A 26513-nucleotide genomic window follows, 5' to 3' on the forward strand; every position below is an offset into this window, starting at 1 on the left:
GTACGGTCAGACGGAGACGCCCCTTGGACACCTACCTTATCGGATTGGATTACGGCTCGGAATCAGCGCGCGGCGTGCTGATCGAGGTCGTAACCGGAATGCAGGTGGCAAGCCATGTCCATGCCTACCGGCACGGCATCCTCACCCGGGCGCTGCCCGACGGAACGCCCCTGCCGGCGGATTTCGCCTTGCAGAACGCCGACGATTATACCGAAGCGGCCTTCGAAATCCTCTCGCGGCTGGGGCGGGACCGCAAAGTCGAGGGCATCGGCATCGGCTTCACCGCCAGTTCCCCGCTGCCCGCCCGCGCCGATGGCGCGCCGCTCTCCCGCCTCCGCCCGTCCGATCCGCATGCCTATGTCAAGCTCTGGAAGCACAATGCCCAGGCCTATGCCGACGCGATCAATACCAAGCCGGCGCCCTTTCTCGCCAATTTCGGCGGGCGGCTTTCCGGGGAGTGGCTGCTGGCCAAGGCCGCGCAGATCGCCGCGGAGGCGCCCGCCGTCTGGGCCGAGACGGACCGGTTCATCGAAGGCGGCGACTGGCTCGTCTGGCAGCTTACAGGCAGGGAGGGGCGCGGTCTCGGCTTTGCCGCCTACAAGGCGCAGTTTTCCAGCGATGCGGGCTATCCGCAGGGCGTGGTGTCGGGCCTCGAGCGGCGCCTTGCGACACCCCTTCCCGTCGGGTCTGCGGCCGGCCCGCTTTCGCCGGAATGGCGCGACCTGACCGGCATTCGCGGCCGCGCGACCGTCGCGGTCGCCGTCATCGATTCCCACGTGGTGCTCCCGGCGATCGGCGCCGTTTCGCCCGGCTGCTTCGTCGGCGCGCTCGGCACCTCGGCCGCCTATCTCTACCTCAGCGACATTCAGCGCCCGCTGCCGCCCGGCATCGAGGGCATGGCCTTCGACGGCTCGATGCGCCAGCTCTGGTGCTACGAGGCGGGCCAGCCGAGTTTCGGCGATACGCTTGCCTGGTTTGTAAAGACGTTCCCGCGCGGCGGCGACATGCAGGAGAGTTTTCGCGCCTATAACGCGGAGGCTGCCACGCTTGCGCCTGCGGCCGGGCGGGTCGTCGCGCTCGACTGGTGGGGCGGCAACCGGGTTCCCTTCGCCGACGGCAATCTTTCCGGCCTTTTGGCAGGGTTGACACGGCGGACCACAGCGGCCGAGATCTATCTCGCCCTGCTGGAAGGCCTCTGTTTCGGCGCAAAAGCGATCTTCGACCTCTTCCCCGAGAGCGGGCTCGTGCCGGAGCGCGTGCTGATGGCAAGCGGCCTTGCCCGCGCCAATCCGCTGCTCATTCAGATCCTGGCCGATGTGCTCGACCGCCCCGTCGACATCCCGGAGATCGCCAATGCGACCGCCGTCGGCGCCGCCATCCACGGCGCCGTTGCCGGCGGTACGGTCAGCACCTATGCGGAAGGCGCGGAGCGGTTCGGCGCGCGCGACATCGGCCGCGTCCTGCCGCGGCGTGATCATATCCAGGCCTACCGCTCGGCCTACGCCATCTACCGCGATCTTTCCCGCCAGAAACCCGTCCATGCCGCCATGCATGCGCTACGCCGCCTGGAGGGTTGACCTGACAAAACGGGGGCCAGCCATTTATGAATAAAAATATACAAAAGAGAAGTTATTACTATTTGACTTTATCCAAAAGGAGTGCCCTAATCCATCATGGCCTTTGAGGAGAGGCCGGCCCGCCCAGAGCCAAAGGCTCGGCGGTATCGTAGATTTTGGGAGGATTTCATGACGTTTCATCGCATTCGCACGTCCACACGTTCCAAAGCTCTCCAGGCCGGCATCAGCGCCCTCGGCCTGATGCTCGGTGTCGCCTTCGGCGCTGGCTCCGCCTCGGCGCAGGAGGTCATCGTCGGCCTCGTCACCAAGACGGAGGTCAACCCGTTCTTCGCCAAGATGCGCCAGGCCGCAGAAGCCCGCGCCAAGGAAAAGGGCGTGAAGCTGATCGCCCGCGCCGGCAAGTTCGACGGCGACAACGAGGGCCAGGTCGCCGCCATCGAGGATCTGATCAGCGCCGGCGCCAAGGGCATCCTGGTGACGCCGAACAACTCGTCGGGCATGCTCGACATCATCAAGAAGGCCCGTGAGGCCGGCGTGCTGGTGATCGCGCTCGACACGGCGACCGACCCCGCCGACGCGGTCGATGCCACCTTCGCGACCGACAATTTCGAGGCCGGCGTGCAGCAGGGCGCCTATGCCCGCAAGGCGATGGGCGACACGAAGGCGGTCGTCGCCATGCTGGACGGCACGCCCGGCGGCACGGTCGATACGTTCCGCCACGACGGCTACCTGAAGGGCTTCGGCATCGCCGAGGGCGACCCGTCGATTGCCGGTGCCGCCATCACCAACGGCGCGCAGGACAAGGGCCAGGTCGGCATGGAGAACCTGCTCTCCAAGAACGGCGACATCAACGCCGTCTATACGATCAACGAGCCGGCGGCGGCCGGTGCCTATGCGGCGCTCAAATCCTTCGGCAAGGAAAGCGACGTGATGCTGACCTCCATCGACGGCGGCTGCGCGGGCGTGCGCGACGTCAAGGACGGCAAGATCGCCGCAACGGTCATGCAGTTCCCCTACAAGATGGCGGCCATGGGCATCGATGCCGTGGCGGAATATGCCGCGACCGGCAAGAAGCCGAGCGGCTTCGTCAACACCGGTTCCTTCCTGATCACCGACAAGCCCGTCGAGGGCCTGGAATCGAAGGACACGGCCTGGGGCCTGGAAAACTGCTGGGGCGATTGAGCGCCCTTCTCCCGGCGGGATCACGCATGGTCCCGCGCCTCTTTTGGCGCGGTGCCGTCGTGATCCCGAACGGGCGTCCAACGGTCACGGCGCGACAGCGCCACGGCAATCCGTCGGGGTGCGGCGCCCCCGAAGCATGAGGTTCCCATGAACACAGCCACCGCCTCTCCGCCCGAGACATCCCCGAGCCTGAAGGCCCGCATCATCGGCGCCCCTTCCGCGGGGCCGCTGCTGGTTCTCATCGGCTTCTGCGTGATCTTCTCGCTCACCAATCCGCGTTTCCTCGCCACCCACAACCTGTCGATCATCCTGCAGCAGACGGTCATCATCGGCGTGCTGGCGATCGGCCAGACGCTGGTCATCCTGACGGCCGGCATCGACCTTGCCGTCGGCGCGATCTGCGTGCTCGGCACCATCATCGCCGGCAAGCTGGTCAATCTCGGCTATGATCCCGTCCTCTCTATGGGTTTCGCCGTGCTGGTCTGCACGGCAGCCGGGCTCGCGGCGGGCGGCCTCGTCAGCGGGCTCAGGCTGCCGCCCTTCATCGTCACGCTCGGCATTCTCGGCATTCTGACCGCGGCCTTGCGCCTGATCTCCGAAGGCGGGGCCTTCGCCGTGCGCGACCCGTTCCTCTCCTGGACCGGCAACACGATGAAGCTCGGCGGCTTTGTGCTGACCTACGGCGTGCTCATCATGTTCACGCTCTATGCCGTGGTCTGGTATTTCCTGAACCAGACCAAGTGGGGCCGCCACGTCTATGCCATCGGCAACAATCCGGAGGCCGCCCGCCTCGTCGGCATCCCGGTGCGCCGCCACCTGCTCTCGGTCTATCTCGTCGCCGGCCTCATCTACGGCATCGCCGCCTGGCTGGCGCTCGGCCGCATCCCGAATGCCGATCCGAACGCGATGCAGACCGCCAACCTCGATTCCATCACGGCTGTCGTCATCGGCGGCACCAGCCTGTTCGGCGGACGCGGCGGGCTGATCGGCACGCTGATCGGCGCCCTCATCGTCGGCGTGCTGCGCAACGGCCTGACGCTCGCCGGCATCGACCCGCTCTGGCAGGACCTCGTGACCGGCATCCTCGTCATCATCGCCGTCGCCCTCGACCAGATGTCGCGGAGGAGGAGCTGATGTCCTTCGAAACCAACACCGAGACGCCTCATATCGTGCTGGAAGCGCGCAACGTGGTGAAGACCTACGGCCATGTCACGGCGCTCGCCGGCGTCGACTTCGAACTGCGCGCCGGCGAAATCCTCGCCGTCGTCGGCGACAACGGTGCCGGCAAGAGCACGCTCATCAAGGCGTTGACCGGCGCGCTGCATCCGACGAGCGGCGAAATCCTGCTCGATGGCGCGCCCGTCCACTTCCGCGGGCCACTCGATGCGCGCCATGCCGGCATCGAGACGGTCTACCAGGATCTCGCCATGGCGCCGGCGCTCGACATCGCCTCCAACCTCTTCCTCGGCCGCGAACTGCGCGCACCCGGCATCCTCGGAAGCGTCTTCCGTCGCCTCGACAAGAAGCGGATGCGCGAGGAAGCCCGGCGCGCCATGAGCGAATTGAAGTTCCGCCTGCCGTCGATCGACAATGCGGTGGAAGCGTTGTCCGGCGGCCAGCGGCAGGGTGTCGCCGTCGCCCGCGCAGCACTCTTCGCGCGAAAACTCGTGATCATGGACGAGCCGACGGCGGCGCTCGGCGTGCGCGAGACCGGCCAGGTGCTGGAGCTCATCCGCTCGATCCGCGAACGCGGCCTCGCCGTCGTTCTCATCAGCCACAACATGCCGAATGTCTTCGATATCGCCGACCGCATCCACATCATGCGGCTCGGCCGCCGCGCCGCCGTGGTGACCCCGAAGACCCATTCCATGAACGACGTGGTCGCCATCATGACGGGGGCCGCCACCGCCTGATCCTTCCCGTCCGGTTCCCGACGGGCCGGACCATACCGAACGGAGCCAATCCATGTATCGCCTCGACCAGAAGCTCGCCCGCATCCGCGCCGGAAAATACACCCGCAACGACTTCATCATCGCCGACGCCAAGGACGGCGACATGGGGCCGAGCATCACCTCCTGCGGCCCCAGGCGGGCGAAGGACGGCACATGGTCGCGCCACTATACCCGCCCGGAATTCCTCGAGAACATCCGCGCCGTCGTCGAGCAGGACATCGTCGACATCATGCTGACCTCGGCCTCCAACATGGAGGCGCTGATCGATATGGGCGTCTATCGCGGCAGCGCCGTGAAGCCGGCGATCCGCGCCAACGACACGACCGACGTCTGGGTCTGCCGCGGCGCCACCTATTCACAGCAGGCCTCCCGCCCGTTCCGCAGCGCCTCGCTGTCGCGCGTCGCCACCGGCACCATCGATCCCGCCCCCGGCGCGCCGATCACCGGCACGGATCTCGGCCTCTACTCCATCACCTTCAACAACGATCTCGACCGCGACTACCAGGCGCTGGAAGCCTTCGGGGCGTTTCGCGAGGACGCGGCGCGCAACAATTTCAAATACTTCCTCGAAGTCTTCAATCCCAATGTCGATTCTCGCATCGCGCCCGAGACCGTGCCGCATTATGTCAACGACGTGCTGATGCGCTGCATTGCCGGGGTCACAAAAGCGGACCGCCCGCAATTCCTGAAGATCCCGTTCAACGGCGCCAAGGCGATGGAGGAGCTTGCCTCCTACGACCCGAGCGTCATCGTCGGCGTGCTCGGCGGTGGTGCGGGCACTACCCGCGACTGCTTCGAGCTGCTGCACCAGGCCGAACGTTTTGGCGCACGCGTGGCGCTGTTCGGCCGCAAGATCAATCTGGCGGAGGACCCGCTGGCGATGGTGCGCTTCATGCGCGAGGTGGCCTCCGGCAATATTTCCCCGGCTGAAGCCGTGAAGGCCTACCACGCGACACTTGCTAAGGACGACATCACGCCGATCCGCGAATTTGCCAAGGACAACGAGGTGACGGAAGCCGTCCTCAAGCCGGAGCAAAGCAAATGACGAGCGCGCGGCGAGGTTTCCTCACCGGCGGAACGTGGTGCGCCGACTATAATCGCAGCGTCAGCCACTGGCCGGGTGAGGACGGCCTTGCCGAGCTCTTCGAGGAGGAGCGCCACGGCGGCGGATCGAGCTGCAATCTCGCACTCGACATGAGGCGTCTCGATCCGTCGATGCCGGTCGAGACCGTCGGCCTCGTCGGCGACGACGACGACGGTCGCTACCTGAAGGCGACGGCCGAGGCGGCGGGTATCGACACGCGCCAGATGGTGACAACCGATGCCGCCGCAACTCAATTCTGCGATGCCTATGTCTCGCGCAAGTCGCACCGGCGCACTCACATCTTCCATGCCGGCACGGGCGCGCTGCTGACGCCGGACCATTTCGACTTCTCCACGACCCGCATGCGCTATCTCCATCTCGGCCTGCCGGGCGTTCACAGGACGCTCGACAGCCCTTGGCATGATGATCCCAACGGGTGGGTCACGGTGCTCAAGAAAGCCCGCGCCGCAGGGCTTGAGACGAACCTAGAACTGGCCAGCATCGAAAAGAGCCTGATGGCCGCGCTCGTGGCACCCTGCCTGCCCCATCTCGATTTCCTGATCGTCAACGACATGGAGATCGGCGCGATTGCCGGCGTGGAGACCATCGGTGCGGAAGCCACCGACAGGCAGGCCTGCGAGCGCGCCGCGCGCATAACGCTCGAACGCGGCGCCATGAAAATGGTCGCCGTGCATTGCCCCGCCTTCGCGATCGCCGTCACGCGCGACGGAGAGACCGCGACGCTGCCGCCCGTGGCTATCCCGCAGACGGAAGTCTTGGGGGCGAATGGTGCGGGCGATGCCTTTGCAGCCGGCATGCTCTACGGCATTCACGAGGGCTGGAGCATGGAGCAATGTCTCCGCCTCGCCCACGCCACTGCCGCCGCGTCGCTGCGCAGCATCTCCACCACCGGCGCCATCGTCCCCTGGCAGGAATGCCTTGCGCTCGCACGGGGCTGGGGCGAGCGCGCGCTGTAATCCGCGCTGTCGGCTATGCAGTGCGGCCGCCAATCATTCCTTTGGTGAATCCCGCCAGGCCCGCTCGAACGGCAGGCGCCAGGCATGCGGGGCGATGAGCTGGTGGATCGACTTCGGGCCCCAGCCGCCCTGATCGTAGAGACGCACCGGCGGCGGGTTCTCGAGGAGCTGGCTGGAGACCTCCCACAGGCGTTCGATGCCCTCGGCGGTGGTGAACAGCGTGTGGTCGCCGCGCATTGCGTCGAGGATCAGGCGCTCATAGGCCTCCAGAACTTCGCCGATCATGCCGGTTTCGCTCATGGCGAATTGCAACGAGAGCTTGTCGAGCCGGAAGCCCGGGCCGGGGCGCTTGCCGTAGAAGGAAAGCGAGACCTTGGAGGCATCCGCAAGGTCGAACGTGAGATGGTCCGGGCCCTGCGCGCCGACGCCGGAGCCCGCCGGGAACATCGATTTCGGCGGCTCGCGGAAGGCGATCGAGATGATGCGCTGCCCTTCGGCAAGCCGCTTGCCGGTGCGCAGGAAGAAGGGCACGCCGGCCCAGCGCCAATTGTCGATGGCGCATTTGAGGGCGATGAACGTATCGGTGTCGCTCTCCGGGTCCACCCCCGGCTCCTTGCGGTAGCCGATATATTGGCCGCGCACCACGTCGCGCGGCTCGATCGGCAGCATGGAGCGGAACACCTTGTTCTTCTCCTCCGAGATCGGCGCGGGCTCCAGCGCGGTGGGCGGTTCCATCGCCATGAAGGCGAGGATCTGGAAGAGGTGGGTCACGACCATGTCGCGATAGGCGCCGGTCGTCTCGTAGAAGGCGGCACGGGTGGAAAGGCCCAGCGTCTCCGGCACGTCGATCTGCACATGGTCGATGAAATTGCGGTTCCAGATCGGCTCGAACAGGCCGTTGCCGAAGCGGAACGCCAGGATGTTCTGCGCCGGTTCCTTGCCGAGGAAATGGTCGATGCGGAAGATCTGCTTCTCGTCGAAGACCTCGTGGAGTTTCTTGTTCAGCTCCACGGCGCTGGCGAGGTCCGTGCCGAACGGCTTTTCCATGATGATGCGGCAACGCTCGACCAGCCCGGCCTCGGCGAGCAGTTGCACGGCCGGAAGCGCTGCCTTCGGTGGCACAGAGAGGTAATGCACGCGTCGTGTCTCGGGCCCAAGCGCCTCTTCGGCCTTGTCGACCGCCTCTTTCAGCGCGCCGGCGCCGGCGCCCAGCGGCACGTAATCAAGCGACGCGGCGAATTCCTCCCATTCGGCCTGCGTGAACTTGCGGGTCAGGAACGTGTCCAGCGATTGCCGGGCGATGGTGCGGAAGGCGTCGGCATCGATATCATCGAGCGAAACACCGATAATCCGGCAGCCGGGAATGAAGCCGGCGGTGACGAGATGGAACAGCCCCGGCAAAAGCTTGCGCCGGGAGAGGTCGCCCGTCGCGCCGAAGAGCACGACGAGCTGTGGAAAGCCGGGGCCGACCCGCGTGGAATTCTTCCGCAAAATAGCCGTCCCCAAATCTTCAGTTGCACCCTTTGCCTGGGGCGGAGCCGCGACTGCACCAGCCCTGCGCCGCCGCGAAGCAGCCGTCCTCGTGCCTGAAACCGTCACGGCAAATCCCCACACCGATTTAGAGTTGGATAGAGGCATGGAATGCGAGGGGGATCAAGGGGCGACAGCAATAGGAAGCGGGTGGCCGGCATCAAATGTCGTTGCGGATGCAGGCCTTGGCGTGGCCCACCCCGACGGGCTCGAGCGCCGGCACCACTTCGGCGCAGGCCGGGATGGCATGCGGACAGCGCGTGCGGAAGACGCAGCCCGATGGCGGGTTCGACGGCGATGGAATGTCGCCCTTCAGGATCTGCCGGTGTTTCGCTTTCCCGACCTCCGGCGACGGGATCGCCGACAGCAAGGCGCGCGTATAGGGATGGCGGGGGTTGGCATAGAGGTCGGCGCTCGGCGCGATCTCCATGATGCGCCCGAGATAGAGCACGATCACAGTGTCGCAGATGTATTCGACCACGGCGAGATCATGCGAGATGAACAGCATGGTCAAGCCGAGCTTCAATTGCAGGTCGCGCATCAGGTTGATGATCTGGGCCTGCACCGAAACGTCCAGCGCCGAGACCGGCTCGTCGGCGACGATGAAATCGGGTTGCAGGGCAAGCGCGCGGGCAATGCCGATGCGCTGGCGCTGGCCGCCCGAAAATTCATGGGCATAGCGATCGAAGGCATCCGGCCGCAATTCGACGGCGGCAAGGGCGGCGCGTGCCCGCTCGATGCGCTCCGCGCGGTTGCCGGTGCGCTGGATGTCGAGGCCCTCCATGAGGATCTGGCCGATGGTCATGCGGGGCGACAGGCTGGCAAAGGGGTCCTGGAAAATATATTGCATGCGACGCCGCGCCTTGCGCATCTCTGCCGCTGGCAGCTTGGTGAGATCGACGCCATCGAAATTGACCGCGCCCGAGGTCGGCTCGATCAGCCTGAGCACGCTGCGCCCGATGGTCGTCTTGCCGGAGCCTGACTCACCGACCAGACCGACGACCTGGCCGCGCGGCACCGTGAACGAAATGTCCTGCAACGCCTTGACCACCGCGCCGCGCGAAAACGCGGCCGGCGGAAAATGCTTGTTCAGCTTGTCGACGACCAGCATAGGTTCAGCCATCACGCGATCTCCTGCCAGCGGATACACCGCGCCATCTGCCCGTTTCCAACCTCGAACAGCGGGGGCACCGCCCGAGTACAGTCGTCGATCGCAAACTTGCAGCGTGGCGCGAAACTGCATCCCTGCGGCAGGTTGATCAGGCTCGGCACGCTGCCGGGGATCATCGGCAAGGGCGCGCCCGCGGCCTTCAGCGCGGCCATCTCGCCGAGTTTCGGCACGGAGGCCATGAGACCGAGCGTGTAGGGATGGCGTGGCCGGGCAAACACGTCTGCCACCGTGCCCGTCTCGACGACGCGGCCGGCATACATGACCGCCACCCGGTCGGCGACCTCGGCGACGACGCCGAGATTGTGCGTGACGAACAGGATGCCCATGCCGCGCTCCTTCTGGAGCCGTTTCAGGAGGTCGAGGATCTGCGCCTGGATGGTGACGTCCAAGGCGGTGGTCGGCTCGTCGGCGATCAGCAGGGTCGGGTCGCAGGCGAGCGCCATGGCGATGGTGGCACGCTGGCGCATGCCGCCCGACAGTTCATGCGGATATTGCCGCGCGCGCCTGTCCGGATCGGGAATGCCGACATCGGCCAGCAGTTGCACCGCATCCGCCATGGCCTCTCGGCGCGGCTTGCCCTTGTGGATGCGCACGGGTTCGGCGATCTGCTCGCCGATCGTGTAGACCGGATTGAGGCTGGTCATCGGCTCCTGGAAGACCATGGCAATGTCGTTGCCGCGCAGCCGCCGCATGCCCTCGTCGTCCAGTGCCGTCAGCTCCGCCGGCCCCGCCTTGCCACGAAAGCCGACCGTGCCGGCCGCGATGCGCCCTACCCGCCTGGTCAGCAGGCCCATGATCGACAGGCTGGTGACGGACTTGCCCGATCCGGACTCGCCGACCAGGGCGACGGTCTCCCCCGGCGCAACCGTCAGGTCGAGGTCTCGCACCGCCGCGATGTCGCGGCCGCCGATGCGGAACACCGTCGTCAGGCCGGCAATGTCGAGGATCGGTGCTTGCATAGCCGTCGCCTTTGGGTTGGGTTCGCCGTCAGGCGAGCCCGGTTTCCTTGAGTATCGTCTTGATGGCCGCGGCTTCCTCGGCGTTCAGCGTGCGCTGCGGACGCGCCATGGTGTTGCTGTCGATGACGCCGAGCGCCTGCATCGCGGTCTTGAAGGCGCCGACGCCGGCGGAGCCCGGGCTGGTGCGGCCGGCGGCCACCCAGACCATTTCGAACAGGCGGCAGAGCCGCTCCTGCTCCTTGCGCGCCTCGTCCCACTTGCCGGCCTTGGCCAGTTTCCACAGCTTCACGTAGCCCTTGGGATCGACATTCGCCAACCCCGGCACGACGCCGTGGGCGCCCATCAGCGCGCAATTGTCGACGACGATCTCGGAGCCGGTCATTGCGAAGAAATCCGGCTTGTCCGCCATGTCCATCGCCACGAACCGAAAATTACCGTCGTCGCCGCTGGAATCCTTCAGGCCGGCGATGGTGCCTTCGCGCGCCAGCGTCGTGGTCGTTTTGCGCTCCAGCTTGATGTGCACGCAGACCGGAATGTCATAGGCGATCACCGGGGTCTTCACGGCATCGCGGACATAGCGGAAATGGTCGATCGTCTCGACCTGGCTGGTGCGGGTGTAGAAGGGCGCGGTGACGACCAGGGCGTCGGCGCCGGCGGCTTCCGCCACCTTGGCATGTTCGATCACCCGGTCCGTCGTCGGGTCGATGACGCCGGCGAAGATCGGCACCCGGCCATTCGTCACCTTCACCGCATGCTCGATGATCTCCCTGCGGGCCGCGTCGCCGTGGAACACAACTTCGCTGGTCGAGCCGAGCACGAAGAGGCCGTCCACGCCGCCATCGATGAGGTATTCGATGACGCGGGTGAAGGACGGGAAGTCGACCTTGAAATCCTGCGTCAGCGGCGTGACGACGGGAGGGACGACACCATGAAAACTGGACATTGCAAACCTTTCCTATGGGTTCAATTCAGATCGGAGCGAGGGTCGAAGGCGTCGCGCAAACCGTCGCCGACGAAGTTGATGGCAAGCACGGTCAGCACCAGGGCACCACCGGCGAACATCCATTGCGAGGGATGCTGTTCCAGCACGACGGTCGAGCGGGCGGCGTTCAGCATGTTGCCCCAGCTCGCCTCCGGCGGCGCGATGCCGAGGCCGAGAAACGACAGGCCGGCCTCGAGCAGGATCGCGTTGGCGATCTGCAGCGTCGCGTAGACGACGAGGATATCGATGGAATTGGGTAGCGCGTGCCGACAGAGCAAATGCCAGAACCCGGCGCCCATGCCGCGCGCGGCAACGACGAAATCGCGTTCGCGCAGTTCCAGCAGGCGCGCGCGGATCATGCGTGCCAGCACCGGCCATGACAGAAGCGAGATGACGAATATGGTCGGCACGATACCGGTGCCGGCGATCGACGCCAGCACCAGAAGCAGGATCACGGGCGGCAGCGTCATGCACAGGTCGACGAAACGCATGATCAGGCCATCGGCAAAACGCCCGCCGAACACCGCAAAGGCGCCGAGCATGAAGCCGATCACCGAGGAGATGACGACGGAGACGGTGGCGACCATCAGCGAAACGCGGCCGCCCTGCATCAGCCGCGCCAGCGTGTCCCGGCCGACACCGTCGGTGCCGAACCAATGGCGTCCGCTCGGGCCGGAATTCATGGCGCGCAGGTCGATGCTGTTCGGCCCGTAAGGCCACCAGAGATGATAGGTCAGCACTGTAATCAGGATCGGCGCGAGGATCACCAGGCCGGCGATCGCCGCGCGGTTGTTATAGAAGCGGGTGAGCGAGCGCCGCAGCGGGCTGTTGCCGGCGGGTGCCGTGATCGTTGCGGTCCCTGCCATGTCACGCCACCTGGATGCGCGGATCGATCGCCGCGTAAGTGAGATCGGTCAGAAGATTGACGACGATGACGCCGGCGCCGATGACCAGCGTGCCGCCCATGATCACCGGATAGTCGCGTGTCTCGACCGCATTGACCATCAGCAGCCCCATGCCGGGCCAGTCGAACACGCTTTCGATGAAGATCGCGCCGCCGATGGCCACGCCGATGGTCGAGCCGATCAGCGTGATGACCGGCAGCAGCGCGTTGCGCAGCGCATGTTTGGTGACGACCCAGAATTCCCTGACGCCCTTGGCGCGCGCGGTGCGGACATAGTCCTGGTTCAACACTTCCAGCATCGACGAGCGCATGTAGCGCATGATGAGGGCGGCATAACCGATCGACAGGAGGGCCGCCGGCAAGATCAGGTGGGAGAGCAGATCGCCCCAGGAGAACGGCGCACCCGGCGTCAGCATGCCGCCGGACGGCGCCCAGCGCAGTTGCACGGCGAAGAAATAGAGCCCGAGAAGCGCCGTCAGGAAGGCAGGGCTGGAAATGCCGACGAAAGCGAGGACCCCGAGGCCGAGATCGATGGCCGAATTGCGCTTGACGGCACTGATGATGCCGGCGGCGATGCCGACGACGATGGCAAGCGCCAGGCCCGTCAGCATCAGCAGGAGCGTCGGCCCGATGCGCTCGCCGATCAGCGGCAGCACGCGCACACCGGCGCGCTGGATCGAGAAGCCGAGATCGCCGTTTGCAGCGGCCCACAGCCAGCCGAGATACTGCACCGGCAGCGGCTGATCTAGCCCGAGCCGGGCGCGCAGCATCTCCATCTCCGTCTGGCTCAACGGGGCGTTCGGATTGATATAGGCGTCGATCGGATCGCCCGGCGCGAAGCGCAACAGCACGAACACCATCAGGCTGAGCGCGATCAGCATGAGCATGCCGATGGCCAGCCGTCTCAGGCAATAGAGCAGCATAACGATGTCTACCGTTTCGGGAGGAGGAGCGGCCGCATCGAACGCAGCCGCCCGGTTCGCGATCGCCGGCCTATTCGGCCAGCGACCACTTTTCAGCATCGGTGTCGAAGGGGCCGCCGCCGGGTGCCGGCGTCCAGACGAAATCCTTCAGCTTGACCGAGGCGACGCCATACCGGTTGGTCACCCACATCGGCGCCCAGGGCAGATGGGCGTTCATCGCCTTGCAGACGTCCTGATAACGGGCGTCGCGTTTCGTATCATCCGTCTCGGCCAGCGCGGTATCGAGCGCGGCGTTGAGCTCCGGAACGCGGATGTGCAGGAAGTTGTTGCCGACCGGCGGTATCTGCGTCTCGTTGAGGCCGATATTGATCGAGCTTGGATCCGGGCCGTTGCCGAGACCAGCATAGACCAGCGGGAAGTCTTCCGGCTTCGGCGTCTTGGCCAGGATGATGCCGTTATAGGTGGCGGTGTCGACGGCGCGCGGCACGACATTGATGCCCACCTCCGCCAGCATCGCCTGGATCGCCGCCATGACATTCGTCGCCAGCGGGTTGGTATAATAGGTCAGCCAGACGATCGGCTTGTCGCCGTTGACCTCGTCCCATCCCGCTTCCGCCAACAGCGCCTTGGCTTTCTCCGGGTCATAGGCGAAGGTCTCGAGGCCCTGCGGCACAAGGCGATCGACCACGAAGCCGCAATTGGCTTCGGTGGCGGCGCCCTTGTACAGGCTCTCGATGATCGCCTTGCGGTCGATGGCGTGCATCACGGCCTGACGCACCTTCAAATCCTTCCACAGCGCCACCTCCGTGTTGAAGCCGATATAATTGGCGACGTAGGATGTGCCTTCGATCACCTTGTAGGCGGAATCCGCGGCAAAGGTCGGCACGTCGTCGGTTTCGACATAGCTGAACTGGATCTCGCCGGCGCGAAGTGCTGCCACCGCAGCCGCCGAGCTTTCGAAATAGCGGTTGATCAGGCGGTCGACCTTCGGCCGGCCGTCGCGATAGTCTTCATCGGCGGCCAGTTCGACGAAGCGATCGGTTTCATATTTGGTGAACTTGAACGGGCCCGTTCCAACCGGCGAGGTCGACCACCAGGCATTCTTGGACAGTTCGGCGGCCGGGATTTTCGAAACCGCATGCTCGGGCAGGATCAGCACCTTGGTGAGCGAGTCGAGAAACGCCGCATTCGGCTCCGACAGGGTCACCACGACGGTGCGCGGATCGGGCGTTTCGACGCTCGCGACCGTCTTGAGACGCGCGCTGAGAACGGAGGCAGCATCCGGATTCTTGTTCAGTTCGATGGTGAACTTGACGTCGGCGGAATCGAAGGCCTCGCCATCATGCCAGGTCTCCTCGACCAGCTTGAACGTGTAGGTCTTCTGGTCGGCGCTCACCTCCCAGCTCGACGCCAGCGATGGCACGAACTTGCTCAAACCGGCATCATAGGTGACGAGCGGCTCGAAATAGATGCTGAGCCAAGTGAAGCCGCTGGTGGCAGCCATCGGGTTGAAATTGCCCTGGAAGCCGCCCGGACCGACGTCGAAGCCGCCGGTGATCGTCTTCGCGTCCTCAGCAAAGGATGGCGCGGTCAGCGCCGAACAGCCGAGCAGTGCCGCGCCGAGCACGGCGGCGCGCATGAATTTCGATGCCATGTGTGTCTCCTCCTAAGACTGCGTTTCTTTGTTCTTCGTGATGGTTCTGGAAATGCCATGGTAGTGATGGTCGAGCCGCTGGCGTGCCGCTTCGGCATCCCGCGCCGCGACGGCCTCGACGATGTCGTGGTGATCGCGCCAGGTCTCCAGCGGATCGACATTCTCGAGGTTGACGAAGTTGGACGCCTTGTAAAAAGCCATCCAGAAGATATCGATCAGCTTCACCAGCATGCGATTGTTCTGGCAGCGAAACAGCAGCTGGTGGAACTGCTGGTCTTCTTCGGGAAAGCCCTTGCCCTGCTCAGCCATGCTTCGCATGCGCGCGGTGACTGCGCGCAGCTCGGCAATGTCCTCGTCGCTGATGAGGCGGATGGTTTTCCCGATCAAGGCGACTTCCAGCGCCTGGCGTATTTCGAGCAGGTCGTCGATGTCCTCCAGCGACCCGCGCATGCCGAAGGCGAGATTGTCGAGCAACGGCGCAAACGAAAAATCGCTGACGAAGATACCGATGCCGCGGCGCGTTTCCAGGATGCCGACCGACTCCAGCGCCTTGATCGCCTCGCGCACGGAATTGCGGCTGATGCCGAGCTGATGCGCCAATTCGCCTTCCGGCGGAAGCGCCGAGCCGGGCTTCAGGCCATTGTCGTTGATGTAGGCCTTGAGGCTCTCCTGTACGGAGACATGGAGTGACTGCGGCCGTTTCAACGGCCTGATCGAGGTTGTCACGCGCTACCTCCTCCCGGACATTGCGATCTATTTCGCTACCAGCACCCCGCCAATGAACAAACAGGTCGTCGTCATCGGCGTTCTTGTCATTCTCATACTTGTAGGATATCCACTAAGTCAATATCTATTTTGGAGGACGGGTTGCATGGCGGGCAAGTTGGAGAGAGCCGATTGGGGGCCGCTTCGCGGCAACTGGGCGACGCTGCTTCTGCCGATTGGCGAAGACGGATCGATCGACATGGCGCGGCTGGGTGACGAGATCGATGCGGCCATTGCGGCCGGGGTCGACGGTATCTATTCCAACGGCACGGCCGGCGAATTGCACAACCAGACCGAAGCCGAGTTCGACGCGATCCAGCATCTTCTCGCCGACAAATGTGCGACCGCGCGGATGCCCTTCGTCATCGGCGCCTGCCAGCCCGATCCGACACTGGCGTTAGAACGCCTGACGCGCACCGCCTCGCTGAAACCGCAAGGCTTTCAGGTCATCCTGCCGGACTGGTGGCCGCTCAACGATCTGGAGGCCATCGACTTCCTGGCGATGGCATCGGACGCGGCCGGCGACACGCCGTTGATCCTCTACAATCCGCCGCATGCCAAGCGGGTGCTGGCGCCTGCCGAACTGGCCCGCGTGCTCCAGACCGCGCGCCGATTCGTCGGCGTAAAGCTGGCCGATGGCGACGCCGCCTGGTACGCCGAGGCGACCGCCCATCTCGACGCCTGGGCGCTGTTCGTGCCGGGCCATCATCTGGCGACCGGCGTAAAAGCGGGCGTTGCTGCGGGCGCTTTCTCCAATGTCGCCTGCCTCAACCCACGCGGCGCGCAACTCTGGACCGAGATGATGCACACGGACATCGCCGCCGCGCTCGACATCGAAAGACGCATCTGCGCCTTCATGGACGAGCACATCGTACCGTTCCGGCGTGACCATGGCTATTCGAACGCCGCACTCGACAAACTCCTCGCCGCCATCGGCAATTGGGCACCCGTCGGCACGCGCCTGCGCCGTCCCTATCGCTGGATCGACGAAGCGGAGGCGGAGCGCCTGCGCCCGGTGGCGCAGCGGATGATCCCGGAAATCATGTCGGCACGCTGATCGCACAGGCGATTGCCTCTTCGCGCTTTTTCGGCTTCAATAAGCAGGCCGATGAGCGGACCGAGGTGCCGCGCCTGCGAACCGGGTGCGCGTAATGCGGAGCAGAAAGCATGCAGGGACGTCCCGAAAGACATGCAATCCTCCACTTTCTCACCACGCTACTTCTGCTTCTGATTGCTGGCATATCGACCGCCAGAGCACAGGTGGCCGCTTCGCATGGTGCATTCGACGGCGTCGCCCTCGTTATCGGAAACGCCAGCTACCAATCGGCAAGCCGGCTCGCCAACCCCGCCAATGATGCGAAGGCAATGGCCGAAAAACTCGGCGGCCTCGGTTTTCGCCTGCACACGGCGATCGACCAACCGAAGGACGCCCTACAGGAGACGATCCGCCGCTTTGCCGACGATCTTTCCAGCGCCGACGTGATCTTCGTCTTCTATGCCGGCCACGGCCTCCAGCTGGATGGCCGAAACTTCATCGTGCCGGTCGATCTCGCCCGCGACGGACGCCGGGACGACCTCATCGCGGTCGACACGATCCTCGCCGCCATCGAGGCGGGAGCAAAGCCGGACGCGGCCAAGATCATCGTGCTCGATGCCTGCCGCGACAACCCGTTCAGCGGCCTGGTGCACGGTGCCGGCGGATCGCGCGGCCTTGCCCGGATCGATCTGCCCAAGCCCGTCGCCGGGGCAGCGAGTGCGGGATATTTCCGCGTCGTGGCCTTCGCCACGGCGGCGGGCCAGGTCGCCTCCGACGGCCGGGGCGAGCATAGCCCCTATACCGAAAGCCTGCTGCGCTTCATCGACCAGCCCGGGCTGGAAGTGTCGGAAATGTTCCGCCTTGCCGCCGGCGACGTGCTGGCCAGCACCAATGGCGTACAGAAGCCCGAATATCTGGTGCAGACGAGCCGCACGCTGTTCTTCCGCCCGCCGAACATTACGGAGTGCGACCGGCTTGCGGTCGATGCGCGCAATTTCGTCGGCCTCAAGGGCATCACTTTCGAGGATATCGACGCCGTGAAGGCCGTGCCCGCCTGCCTCGATGCCGTTGCCGGCGAACCGCAAAGCGCCCGGCTTCAGCACAATCTCGCCCGCGCCCTGGAAAAGGCCGAGCGCCTGACCGAGGCGCTGGAGCACTACCAGGCAGCCGCCGACAAGGGCCATCCGGCCGCCATCAACGCGCTCGGCATCATGTATCTCGCCGGATGCGGCATGGCGAAGCCGGATGTGGCTCACGCGCTTCAGCTGATTTCGCGAGCCCGCGATCTCGGCGATCTCGAAGCCGGCTCGACGCTCACCTCGCAGGACCTGCTGCCCTACCTTTCCGATAACGGAAAAACGGCGCTCACCCAGGCACTGGCGCAGACGGGAATAAACGTCGCCAATGCCGAACAGCTGCCCGACGCGGTCGGGACCTTCCAGCAACAGGCGCGGCTCAAGCCAGGCGGGCTGACGCTCGAAACGATCCACGCGCTCAAGATCTATGACGCCGTGCCGGCGGGTTTTCGATGCCATTGACGGTGTGTGAAGGGAGAAGACGATGAAACGCCTTGTCATAGCCGTGCTGCTCGGCGCACTCGCGGAACCGGCGGCGGCCGGCGGGATCGTCGAAAATTTCGAGACGCCGGCGGAATGCAAGGACACCGGCAATCTGAAAATCGAAGCCTGCCTGGCGGCCATGGGCGGCGGGCTGGACGGCGAGGTGGAAAGCCGGCTTGCCGCCGTGCTCGCCGCCTCGTCGGAACCGGACGCGGTGCTTGCCACCCAGGAGGCCTGGCTCGCCTATCGCAAGGCAACCTGCGACTATTTCGCCGGGCAGGAGGGCATCGTCGGGGTCATCCAGGGCCTGCAATGCCTGCGCTGGACATCCTGGCAGCGGATGAAGGAACTGGACGGGCTTCTCGGCATCGTGCCGCCGGAAGAAGGCGAGGCGCAGGCGGAAGGCGGGCTCGAACCGGATTTCGACACGCTCGCCGACTCGCAATATTCCCCGCGCGCCTTCGGCTTCGGCGACTACACCTGGTATATCAAGAAGCGCTACGGCGCGGCGCTGGTCGAGACGGCTTTGGCGGCGCGCGGCTTCGAGGCGGAGACCGCGAAAGCCATCGCCACCGACTGGGACGCCTGGCGATACCACCCGGAAAACGGCCAACCCCTCATCGAGAGCGCACCGATCAGCGCCAGCGACGCCGACCTGCAGGCGCTCGCCGCCAACCTTCCCGAATGCATGCGCGACCTCGGCAAGGCCGATTGCCGCATCAACTATTCCATAGAGCTCGGCTGCCGACTGGACCCGCCCATCGCCAAAGCCTGCCAGAGCGTCTTCGATATCAAGCGCGCCATTGCCGCCGGCTATCAGCGCGATGGCCGCACGGCGTCGCTGTTCTCCAGCTTCCAGGCCCATTCGGTCTACGGCATGGCGGGCTGCATCGCGGAAGGCGGCAAGGGTGCGGGCCTCGCGGTCTTTGCGCCGGACAATGCGGAAACCGTCAGCAAGCTCACCTTCATCGCCCAGCCGGCGGGCGGCGACGCGCAGGTGAAGACGGTCGATATCGAGACGCTTCCCGAGCGAGAAACCGCACTTTGCAGCAAACTCGTCGGCTGGACGTTCGACGAAAACAACAATGCGATCGGCTCGGGAGACACCGAACTCTACGCCCTCTCCGTGGAAAGCGCGTTCTCGCAGGTTCGCGAGGATGCCGCTGTCTCCGATCCGGCACGCGACCCGGATTATGCCGATCACCTGCAACGCGTCGTCAAAGCCCTTGAGGAGGCCGGCCTATGAGCCGTTTTGCAACCGGCCTGTTCGTCGTTCTGGTCTTAATGGCGGCTCCGGCGCTTGCCCAGGAGGTCTCCGATTGCGAGAAACACGCCCTGGCGCCGGAGCGGTGCGAGGCCTGGCGATCCGCGGCTCAAGCGGAAGCCCTCGCCCTCACCCTTCGCCAGCTCGATGCCCATATCGCGGACCTCGCCGCCACCGGCCGGATCGCGCAGGAGAAGGCTGCGGCGCAACGTTCGAGACTGGCCGCATCGCAAGCCGCGTGGGAGACCTTCAGCGAGCGCCAATGCGCGCTTGCCGGCGCGAACCCTGCCAGCCCCGAGGCCTGCCGCCAGGCGATGGTCGAGGCGCGGCTCGATGAATTGCTGGATCCCGACATTGCGGAAGCGGGCCTTGCGGACAAGAGCTGGTCCGAACGGCGCGTGCAGCAAAGCGCGTTCCAGCGCGATGCATGGGTCATGCTGCGGCTCGGCGTGCCGCCGATGCGCACCGTTGCCGACCGCGTGGCACTCGCTACGGGACCGCGCAAGGTGCAGGACTGGAGCTTCCGCAAGGATGTCAGCGAATTCCAGGCGAAGATCCGCCAGGTGAGCGGGTTCGGGCCGTTGACATCCGGCTTCATCGCCGCCGAATGGGACATGCTGCGCTACGATCCCGAGACCGGCGCGCGACTGCACCAGTCGCCGGAAACGATCGAGGGCAGCCCCGCCGACAACAACTGGGACAAGAACGAGGCCGAAGCCTTCGCCGCGCGGCTGCCGGCCTGCCTCAAGAACCTCGCCGACCCGCAATGCAACGTGCAATATTCGACCGAACTCGGCTGCCGCTACGACGCGGGCATGGCGACATTCTGCCAGGCAAAGCTCGATGGCCTTCGCGGCATTTTCCAATCCTTCTCCGCAACGAACCCGGAGCATCGCGACCGTTTCTACAAGGCCGTCGCCTGCCTGACACCCGCTCCCTTCGATGAGACCTTTTCCCAATCCTTCCTCACCGGCAGCGGCCTGCAAACATCAAACCCGTCCGGCGGCGAGAACAAGCTGTGTTCGGAACTCGGTCTCACAGCGGATGGCGACAGCTGGTCGGCCCGCAATGTGCCGGTCTTCGGCACGACGATGGACTTGGAAATCCGCTGAACTCCATCATCTGCACCAGCGTTCGACGGCAAGGGCGATGGCTTTGGTGCAGTCGACGAGATCGCGCACGGAGACGCGTTCGTTGGGTTGATGCGACTGTGCCGGGTCGCCCGGCCCGAAATTGACCGTGGGCGTGTTGCCAAGCCCGCTCGGCAGGCCGATGTCGCTGTGGGCACCGAAACCCGAAAGGGCCGGAGACAGGTTTGCGGCCTTCACCGCCTCCTGGAACGTCTGCACGAAGGGATTGTCGGCCGGGATTTCCGCGCAATCGGCGTCGAGGATCCATTCCACCCGCGCCGGGTGAAGGCGAAGATAGGGATCGGCCTGGCAGACGTTGGAAACGTGTTCCTCGATTTCCCGCTTGACGTTTCCGCCAAGGGCGAACTCGTCCTTCTCGCTCGGCAGATATTGAGCGTCGATGATGATTTCCGCCCGGCCGGCCATGGAGGACGGGTGTTCTCCGGCGCTCACCTGCGTCACGATGATCTGGTTCGGCTGGTCCATCAGCGGATGATTCTTCTTCGGGTCGAACATCCAGCGGCGGTTGAGGATGTCGATGCCGTCGAGCATCTGCCGGCAGAGCTGGACGGCATCGACCGGGCCGCCCGAATACCAGGCATTCGGCGTCAGTTCCGCATGGCCGCCGATGCCGTCGATGATGATTTTCCCCCAAAGGATGCCATGGCAAAGGGGGGCGATCTTGTTGGCGGTCGGTTCCGTCATGATGCCGGCATCGGCATGAAATCCGCGGTCGACCATGGCGAGCGATCCCATGCCGCCGATCTCCTCGTCCACCACGGTGGTGAAGACGATATCGCCGGAAAGGGGCACATCGAGGCCCTTCAGGATCTCGACCGCCATCAGCATGCAGGCGACGCCGCCCTTCATGTCGATTGTGCCGCGGCCATGCACGAAGCCGTCCTTTAGCACCGGTTCGAAGGGGTCGGTCGTCCAGTGTTGGGCGGCACCCGGCGGCACGACGTCGATGTGGCCCGTCAGCATGATCGAGCGGCCGCCGCCGGTGCCCTTGAGGACGCCGCCGAGATTGGGCCGGCCTTCGAAGGTGCGGCCCTTGTTGGCGCCGGGGCGGCCCTGGTACTTGGCATAGAGCGCGGGGCCGTCCGGATCCCACAGGTCGGTGGTGAAGCCCAGCGCCTCCAGCCGGCCCTGGAGATAGAGCTGACAATCGCGTTCGCCGGGACCGGCCTCCTTCGGATTCGATTTGACGATCGAGGGGAAGGCGACGAGAGCGCTCAGGGTTTCGACGATGCGGTCGGCCTGGGCTTCGACCCGCTCGGCGATGGTTTCTTCAAGGGACGCCATGAACTATCTCCAGTGTTGCGAAAGACGATCGGCAAGGAGCACGAAAATCAGCAGGGTGCCGACGATACCCACCTGCCAGACCGTATTGACGTTGAGCTGCAGGAGCCCGGTCCTGAGCGTGACCAGCAGGATGACGGCCGCGAGCACGCCGCCGACGCCGCCTCGCCCGCCGGTGATCGCGATGCCGCCGAGCATGGCCGCCGTCAGCGATTCCAGTTCCAGGTTCTGGCCGATATTCGCCCTTGCGCTGCCGAGCCAGGCGACGGAGACGAGGGCCGCCGCCCCGCCAAGCGCCCCGCTTGCCGCATAAAGGATGAGACGCGCGCGATCGACCGGGATGCCGACGAGCCGCGCCGAACGCTCATTGAAGCCCATGGCGTAGATCCAGCGCCCCCAGGCGGTCCAGACGAGGACGATGCCGGTTATGGCGAAGGCCGGGAGGGCGATGGTCAGGAAGGTCAGGGGGATGCCGGCCAGCGTGCCGCGGCCCCAGCCGAGCAGCCAGGCCGGCACGCCCGACTGCGCCGCCCCGCCCGTCAGCGCCAGCGCCAGCCCGGAATAGATGAAGAAGGTGCCGAGCGTCGCGATCAGCGGCAGGAGAGTGAGCTTCGTGACCAGGATGCCGTTCAAGGCGCCGAGAAACGTGCCGATGAGAATGCAGGCGGCCGGCAGCAGCACCGGCGGAAGGCCGAGCTTGACGAGCAGCATGGCGACGATTGCCGACAGCGAAACGATGCCGCCGACCGAAAGGTCGATGCCCGCGCCGCCCGCCATGATGACCAACGCCTGCCCGAGCGAAACGAGCGCCAGGATGGTGGAGAACTGGATGATCGATGTCATCGTGCCGAGGCTGAAGACCGAGGGTTTCAGCGCGAGCAGCGTGACGAGCACGACGACCCAGAGAAGTGCGAGCAGGCTCAGCGTGAGGGCCGGACCTTGAAGCGTGCGAAGGCGGGTCATTTGCGCACCCATCCGGTTTGCGGGAAGGACAGGCGGCCGGCGGCCACCTCGAGCACGAGCACGCCGATCAAGAGGCCGCCGGTGAGGACCGGTTGCCAGAGCGATGGCACGCCGACGAGGAGCAGGCCGTTTTGCAGGATGCGCAGCAGGAGCACGCCGAGCACGGTGCCGAGCAGGCTGCATTTGCCGCCGAGGATGCTCGTTCCGCCGAGCACGACCGCGGCAATCGCGTCGAGCGCCAGCGTCGTGCCGATCGTCATTTCCACGTTGCGATAATTGGCGACGTAGAAGGTGGCGGCGAGCCCCGTCAGCGCGCCGCTGACGATGAAAGTGGCAAAGCGCACGCGCACGACCGGAATGCCGGAGAGGCGCGCCTTCTCCTCCGAATTGCCGATCGCCAGCAGGTGGAGCCCATAGGGCGTGCGCCGGAGCGCCAGCCAGACCGCCAGATAGGCGAGCGCGATCAGGAAGGCTGCGACCGGGATGCCGAGGAACGTCGCCACCAGCACATCGGTGAGGCCGGTCGGCAGGCCGGACAGCCATTGCCCGCCGAGCAGCACGAAGATCGCGGTGCGATAGACCCCGAGCAGGCCGAGCGTGCCGACGATGGCCGGCACGCGCCCGAGCACCACGACGGCTGCTGTGACGAGACCGAGCCCGGCGCCGATGACCGGCCCCGCCATCGCTGTGACACCGACCGGCAGGTCCGCGCCGAGCGCTCGCCCGACGCCGATTGCCGCCAGCCCCATCACGATGCCGACGGAAACGTCGATGCCGCCCATGGCAAGCAGAAGCGTCATGCCGAGCCCCACCAGCAACAGTTCCACACTGTTGCGCAGCAGGGTCGCGGCATTGCCCGACGTCGCGAAATAGGGCGATGCGACGGAGAAGACGATGATCGCCACGATACAGGCGGCCAATAGCGACCACTCCCGACCGTTCCTTGTCAAAACACCGTTCATCACCGGTCGCATCCTCCCTTCACGCCGCTTCAGAAGTCGAACTTGTCGACGTTTTCCGCCGTGAAGACGGCCGGCGGTCCAAGCAGCAGGATGCCGGTTGCGGCATCGTAGGTGACCGGCTGGGCGAAGCCCGGAACCGTGTTCTCCGCCTCGAAGGCCTTGCCGTCTATGAGTTGCTTTCCGGCCCAGACGGTGAGGTAGCCGAGCTCCGCCGGATCCCACAGGACGGTGAAGCCGAACGCGCCGCTCTTCAGATAGGAGCGGGCCGTGTTCGGGCTGCAATAACCGGCACCGATGACGCTGCCGATCTTGCCGGCAGTCTCGATCGCCTGCGCGACGCCCGGGCATGTGGTCGAGGCGACCGCGATGATCGCCTTGATATCGGGATTGGCCGCCATCAGGTCGCCGGAGATCTGCGCTGCACGTTGCGCCGTGCCGCCGGCATATTGCGGTTCGAGCAGTTGCAGCTTGGGATATTTTGCTGCCGCCTGCTTCTGCATGAAGCCGATCCAGGCATTCAGGTTGGAGGCCGTCGCCTCGCCGGACACGATGCCGATCTTCGCATCTTCGCCGACGCGCTTGACCAGTTCATCGATGATCGTGCTGCCAAGCCCCTCGTCGGTTGCTTGCGCGACATAGACGGCGCGGCCGCTGTCGGGCGCATCGCTGTCGCTGGTGAAGAGCTTCACGCCCTTGGCAGTCGCCGCCTCCACGACCGGTGCGATGCTGGAGGCATCCAGCACGCTGACCGAAATGGCGCCGACACCCTGGTCGATCAGGTTCTGGACGATCTGCAACTGGTCGACCGGGTTGGTATCGACCGGGCCGCTATAGATGAAGTCGACACCGAGCTCCTCGGCCGCCTTCTTTCCACCGGCCTCCATGGCGTTGAAGTAGGGAATGCCGATCAGCTGCGGGACGAAGGCGACTTTCGGCTTGTCCTGGGCAAAGGCGGCGGTTGCGACGGTGAGCGACAGCGCGAACACCGTCAGCATGGTCTTGATCTGTTTCAGCATGGCGATTTTGAACCTCTCTGGACGTATTGGACGTGCTTTTTAGTTTGTTCTTTCCAGCGCCCGCACGTCGGGATGGGCGCCCGTTATCAGCGAAACGATCTCTTCGGGATTGGTGTCGGCGCGCAGCCTTTCGGCGACTTTTCGCCCGCGGCGGAAGACCACCATGCGGTCGGCGACCTCGAAGACATCGGAAATGTTGTGGCTGATCAGCACGACCGCGCAGCCGCGCTCGGCAAGCCGCCGCGTCAGCGACAGGACCTTGCGGGTCTCGGCCACGGCGAGTGCCGCCGTCGGCTCGTCCATGATGACCAGCCTGGCGTTCAGGTTGAGCGCCCGGCAGATGGCGACCGCCTGCCGCTGGCCGCCCGACAGGCTGCCGACCGGCGCTTCCGGATCGGAAATATGGGCGTCCAGTTCGGTCAAGAGCGCATCCACCCGCTTGCGCATCTCCCCGCGCTTCAGGAACGGAATGCCGAGCACCGAGCGTTTCAGCTCGCGGCCGAGAAAGACGTTTTCGGCAATCGACAGGTTCTCAGAGAGCGCCAGCTCCTGGAAGATCGTGGCGATGCCCGAGGAGGCCGCATCCTTTGGCGAGGCGAAGGAGACCGGCGCGCCCTCCACAAGCAGTTCGCCGCTGCTCTGGGCATGCGCCCCGGCGAGGATCTTGATGAAGGTCGATTTGCCCGCCCCATTGTCGCCGAGCAGTGCCAGCACCTCGCCGGCATTGATGTCGAGATCGACGCCGGACAGCGCCGTCAGGGCGCCGAAGCGCTTGGCGATGCCTCTTGCTGCGAGAAAGGGAGCGGTCATGTCGGCGGCCCTCTCGGTCAGGATGCCTGCCGGGCGGCCCAGCCCAGCAGGTTCTTCCAGAGCTTCGCGTAACCCGGCCATTCGACGAAGGTGTTCGGCAGCCAGTGCGGACCGATATCCGACGTCCAGGCGACGGTGCGGCCCTTGCCGTAGGTTCCGGTCACCAGCAGCGGATGCCCGCCCTGATCGTCGGGAAGGGAGGCCAGGACCTCGACATCGTCGCGCTTGCGGGCGACCACCTCGTTGGCGCCGAGAAGCACGGGCCATTCGCCGTCGATGCCGGCAAAGATCGCGTGGTCGGCGTTGATGACGGGGCGGAAACCTTCGGGGATTTCCAGGCGGTCGTCATAGGGAAGGCAGGTGACGGGGAGTGCGTCTTCAACGGCCGTGCGATGCCAGCGCGCCTTGCCGTCGATGCCCTGGAAGCTGAAATAGCCGCCGATCATGATCAGTCCGCCGCCGGCCGCCGTCCAGTCGCGCAGGAGCTTCAGCCGGTTGGGAATGGTCTTGCCGTGCAGCCAGACGTCGGGATGCAGCAGCAGGGAGTTCGCGCCGATATCCGACAGGATGATGACGTCATATTCCGACAGGCCTTCGAGGGTGAACGGCAGCTTTTCCACCGCCTCGTGGGCGGTCATGTAGTGAAGGTCGAAATCGCTGTCCTTCAGCGCCGCGACAAGCGGTTCGGCGCCGAGATGAAAGGTCACGCTTCCGAACTGGTCGAAACCCTTGTAGTGGGTCGCCGAACTCACCCAGCTCTCCCCCACCAAAAGCACCTTCGTCTTCGTCATATCCGTTCTCCTGTTCTCGA

General features: G+C 65.3%; 24 protein-coding genes. 10 read left to right on the plus strand and 14 right to left on the minus strand.

From position 1 onward, the window contains the following. The first annotated feature begins 23 nt into the window (after positions 1-23). From VGN93_RS26050 to VGN93_RS26075, 6 genes are all read left to right on the plus strand, one after another. Positions 24-1577, plus strand: coding sequence for an FGGY-family carbohydrate kinase (locus tag VGN93_RS26050; protein ID WP_327509874.1), 1554 nt, complete (start codon positions 24-26; stop codon positions 1575-1577). 168 nt (positions 1578-1745) lie between these two features. Beyond that, on the plus strand, positions 1746-2759 hold the full coding sequence (locus tag VGN93_RS26055) for a substrate-binding domain-containing protein (protein ID WP_414714174.1): 1014 nt from the start codon (positions 1746-1748) through the stop codon (positions 2757-2759). 147 nt (positions 2760-2906) lie between these two features. Continuing rightward, positions 2907-3893, plus strand: a complete 987-nt coding sequence (locus VGN93_RS26060) for an ABC transporter permease (RefSeq protein ID WP_327509876.1) — start codon at positions 2907-2909, stop codon at positions 3891-3893. Then, complete coding sequence (locus tag VGN93_RS26065; protein ID WP_327509877.1) at positions 3893-4672, plus strand: ATP-binding cassette domain-containing protein; 780 nt, start codon at positions 3893-3895, stop codon at positions 4670-4672. The genes VGN93_RS26060 and VGN93_RS26065 overlap by 1 nt, the downstream gene beginning before the upstream one ends. A 52-nt stretch (positions 4673-4724) precedes the next feature. Continuing rightward, positions 4725-5756 carry a hypothetical protein gene (locus VGN93_RS26070; protein WP_327509878.1) on the plus strand — a complete coding sequence of 344 codons (1032 nt, stop codon included), beginning with the start codon at positions 4725-4727 and terminating at the stop codon, positions 5754-5756. After that, positions 5753-6772 (plus strand): carbohydrate kinase family protein, encoded by a 1020-nt coding sequence (locus VGN93_RS26075; protein WP_327509879.1) that lies wholly within the window; start codon positions 5753-5755, stop codon positions 6770-6772. Before VGN93_RS26070 ends, VGN93_RS26075 begins: the two co-directional genes overlap by 4 nt. A 33-nt stretch (positions 6773-6805) precedes the next feature. On the opposite strand, the gene zwf is transcribed toward VGN93_RS26075, so the two are convergent. The 8 genes from zwf to VGN93_RS26115 all read right to left on the minus strand — a co-directional run bounded on the left by zwf (position 6806) and on the right by VGN93_RS26115 (position 15621). Then, positions 6806-8263 carry a glucose-6-phosphate dehydrogenase gene (zwf, locus tag VGN93_RS26080; RefSeq protein WP_327509880.1) on the minus strand — a complete coding sequence of 486 codons (1458 nt, stop codon included), beginning with the start codon at positions 8261-8263 and terminating at the stop codon, positions 6806-6808. Between the two features lie 199 nt (positions 8264-8462). Further along, positions 8463-9425 carry an oligopeptide/dipeptide ABC transporter ATP-binding protein gene (locus tag VGN93_RS26085; RefSeq protein ID WP_327509881.1) on the minus strand — a complete coding sequence of 321 codons (963 nt, stop codon included), beginning with the start codon at positions 9423-9425 and terminating at the stop codon, positions 8463-8465. Continuing rightward, the gene (locus VGN93_RS26090; RefSeq protein WP_327509882.1) at positions 9425-10432 is read right to left on the minus strand and encodes an ABC transporter ATP-binding protein; all 1008 of its coding nucleotides are present in this window, start codon (positions 10430-10432) and stop codon (positions 9425-9427) included. The genes VGN93_RS26085 and VGN93_RS26090 overlap by 1 nt, the downstream gene beginning before the upstream one ends. Before the next feature lie 28 nt (positions 10433-10460). Next, entirely contained in the window at positions 10461-11375 is a 915-nt protein-coding gene (locus VGN93_RS26095; RefSeq protein ID WP_327509883.1) for a dihydrodipicolinate synthase family protein, read from the minus strand. Between the two features lie 20 nt (positions 11376-11395). Beyond that, the gene (locus VGN93_RS26100; RefSeq protein WP_327509884.1) at positions 11396-12280 is read right to left on the minus strand and encodes an ABC transporter permease; all 885 of its coding nucleotides are present in this window, start codon (positions 12278-12280) and stop codon (positions 11396-11398) included. A 1-nt stretch (position 12281) separates the two neighbouring features. Then, positions 12282-13241: an ABC transporter permease gene (locus VGN93_RS26105; protein WP_319324646.1), complete on the minus strand. Its 960-nt coding sequence runs from the start codon at positions 13239-13241 to the stop codon at positions 12282-12284. Positions 13242-13311: 70 nt separating this feature from the next. Next, a complete protein-coding gene (locus VGN93_RS26110) occupies positions 13312-14895 on the minus strand; it encodes an ABC transporter substrate-binding protein (protein ID WP_414714175.1) in 1584 nt (527 codons plus the stop codon). Between the two features lie 12 nt (positions 14896-14907). After that, the gene (locus VGN93_RS26115; RefSeq protein ID WP_327509885.1) at positions 14908-15621 is read right to left on the minus strand and encodes a FadR/GntR family transcriptional regulator; all 714 of its coding nucleotides are present in this window, start codon (positions 15619-15621) and stop codon (positions 14908-14910) included. Between the two features lie 145 nt (positions 15622-15766). On the opposite strand from VGN93_RS26115, the gene VGN93_RS26120 reads away from it, so the two are divergent. From VGN93_RS26120 to VGN93_RS26135, 4 genes are all read left to right on the plus strand, one after another. Next, positions 15767-16717 carry a dihydrodipicolinate synthase family protein gene (locus VGN93_RS26120; RefSeq protein ID WP_327509886.1) on the plus strand — a complete coding sequence of 317 codons (951 nt, stop codon included), beginning with the start codon at positions 15767-15769 and terminating at the stop codon, positions 16715-16717. A gap of 203 nt (positions 16718-16920) precedes the next feature. After that, a complete protein-coding gene (locus VGN93_RS26125) occupies positions 16921-18234 on the plus strand; it encodes a caspase family protein (RefSeq protein WP_327509887.1) in 1314 nt (437 codons plus the stop codon). Between the two features lie 22 nt (positions 18235-18256). After that, on the plus strand, positions 18257-19501 hold the full coding sequence (locus VGN93_RS26130; protein WP_327509888.1) for a lysozyme inhibitor LprI family protein: 1245 nt from the start codon (positions 18257-18259) through the stop codon (positions 19499-19501). Beyond that, positions 19498-20631: a hypothetical protein gene (locus VGN93_RS26135; RefSeq protein ID WP_327509889.1), complete on the plus strand. Its 1134-nt coding sequence runs from the start codon at positions 19498-19500 to the stop codon at positions 20629-20631. The genes VGN93_RS26130 and VGN93_RS26135 overlap by 4 nt, the downstream gene beginning before the upstream one ends. 6 nt (positions 20632-20637) lie before the next feature. On the opposite strand, the gene VGN93_RS26140 is transcribed toward VGN93_RS26135, so the two are convergent. From VGN93_RS26140 to VGN93_RS26165, 6 genes are all read right to left on the minus strand, one after another. Further along, complete coding sequence (locus tag VGN93_RS26140; protein ID WP_327509890.1) at positions 20638-21954, minus strand: ArgE/DapE family deacylase; 1317 nt, start codon at positions 21952-21954, stop codon at positions 20638-20640. 3 nt (positions 21955-21957) lie between these two features. Next, on the minus strand, positions 21958-22914 hold the full coding sequence (locus VGN93_RS26145; protein ID WP_327509891.1) for an ABC transporter permease: 957 nt from the start codon (positions 22912-22914) through the stop codon (positions 21958-21960). After that, on the minus strand, positions 22911-23834 hold the full coding sequence (locus VGN93_RS26150; RefSeq protein WP_327509892.1) for an ABC transporter permease: 924 nt from the start codon (positions 23832-23834) through the stop codon (positions 22911-22913). Before VGN93_RS26150 ends, VGN93_RS26145 begins: the two co-directional genes overlap by 4 nt. Positions 23835-23905: 71 nt before the next feature. Next, a complete protein-coding gene (locus VGN93_RS26155; protein WP_327509893.1) occupies positions 23906-24892 on the minus strand; it encodes an autoinducer 2 ABC transporter substrate-binding protein in 987 nt (328 codons plus the stop codon). 39 nt (positions 24893-24931) lie between these two features. Next, positions 24932-25702, minus strand: a complete 771-nt coding sequence (locus VGN93_RS26160; protein ID WP_327509894.1) for an ATP-binding cassette domain-containing protein — start codon at positions 25700-25702, stop codon at positions 24932-24934. A gap of 17 nt (positions 25703-25719) precedes the next feature. Continuing rightward, positions 25720-26493, minus strand: coding sequence for a glutamine amidotransferase (locus VGN93_RS26165; RefSeq protein WP_327509895.1), 774 nt, complete (start codon positions 26491-26493; stop codon positions 25720-25722). Between the last annotated feature and the right edge of the window lie 20 nt (positions 26494-26513).

Origin of the sequence: Shinella sp., from assembly GCF_035998705.1 — a bacterium.
GTDB lineage: Bacteria > Pseudomonadota > Alphaproteobacteria > Rhizobiales > Rhizobiaceae > Shinella.

Bases quoted from the DNA above. Each gene is read 5' to 3' on its own strand.
- VGN93_RS26055 (WP_414714174.1), top strand. From the start codon at position 1,746: ATGACGTTTCATCGCATTCGCACGTCCACACGTTCCAAAGCTCTCCAG.
- VGN93_RS26060 (WP_327509876.1), top strand. From the start codon at position 2,907: ATGAACACAGCCACCGCCTCTCCGCCCGAGACATCCCCGAGCCTGAAG.
- VGN93_RS26065 (WP_327509877.1), top strand. From the start codon at position 3,893: ATGTCCTTCGAAACCAACACCGAGACGCCTCATATCGTGCTGGAAGCG.
- VGN93_RS26070 (WP_327509878.1), top strand. From the start codon at position 4,725: ATGTATCGCCTCGACCAGAAGCTCGCCCGCATCCGCGCCGGAAAATAC.
- VGN93_RS26075 (WP_327509879.1), top strand. From the start codon at position 5,753: ATGACGAGCGCGCGGCGAGGTTTCCTCACCGGCGGAACGTGGTGCGCC.
- VGN93_RS26085 (WP_327509881.1), bottom strand. From the start codon at position 9,425: ATGGCTGAACCTATGCTGGTCGTCGACAAGCTGAACAAGCATTTTCCG.
- VGN93_RS26090 (WP_327509882.1), bottom strand. From the start codon at position 10,432: ATGCAAGCACCGATCCTCGACATTGCCGGCCTGACGACGGTGTTCCGC.
- VGN93_RS26095 (WP_327509883.1), bottom strand. From the start codon at position 11,375: ATGTCCAGTTTTCATGGTGTCGTCCCTCCCGTCGTCACGCCGCTGACG.
- VGN93_RS26100 (WP_327509884.1), bottom strand. From the start codon at position 12,280: ATGGCAGGGACCGCAACGATCACGGCACCCGCCGGCAACAGCCCGCTG.
- VGN93_RS26105 (WP_319324646.1), bottom strand. From the start codon at position 13,241: ATGCTGCTCTATTGCCTGAGACGGCTGGCCATCGGCATGCTCATGCTG.
- VGN93_RS26110 (WP_414714175.1), bottom strand. From the start codon at position 14,895: ATGGCATCGAAATTCATGCGCGCCGCCGTGCTCGGCGCGGCACTGCTC.
- VGN93_RS26120 (WP_327509886.1), top strand. From the start codon at position 15,767: ATGGCGGGCAAGTTGGAGAGAGCCGATTGGGGGCCGCTTCGCGGCAAC.
- VGN93_RS26130 (WP_327509888.1), top strand. From the start codon at position 18,257: ATGAAACGCCTTGTCATAGCCGTGCTGCTCGGCGCACTCGCGGAACCG.
- VGN93_RS26135 (WP_327509889.1), top strand. From the start codon at position 19,498: ATGAGCCGTTTTGCAACCGGCCTGTTCGTCGTTCTGGTCTTAATGGCG.
- VGN93_RS26140 (WP_327509890.1), bottom strand. From the start codon at position 21,954: ATGGCGTCCCTTGAAGAAACCATCGCCGAGCGGGTCGAAGCCCAGGCC.
- VGN93_RS26145 (WP_327509891.1), bottom strand. From the start codon at position 22,914: ATGACCCGCCTTCGCACGCTTCAAGGTCCGGCCCTCACGCTGAGCCTG.
- VGN93_RS26155 (WP_327509893.1), bottom strand. From the start codon at position 24,892: ATGCTGAAACAGATCAAGACCATGCTGACGGTGTTCGCGCTGTCGCTC.
- VGN93_RS26160 (WP_327509894.1), bottom strand. From the start codon at position 25,702: ATGACCGCTCCCTTTCTCGCAGCAAGAGGCATCGCCAAGCGCTTCGGC.
- VGN93_RS26165 (WP_327509895.1), bottom strand. From the start codon at position 26,493: ATGACGAAGACGAAGGTGCTTTTGGTGGGGGAGAGCTGGGTGAGTTCG.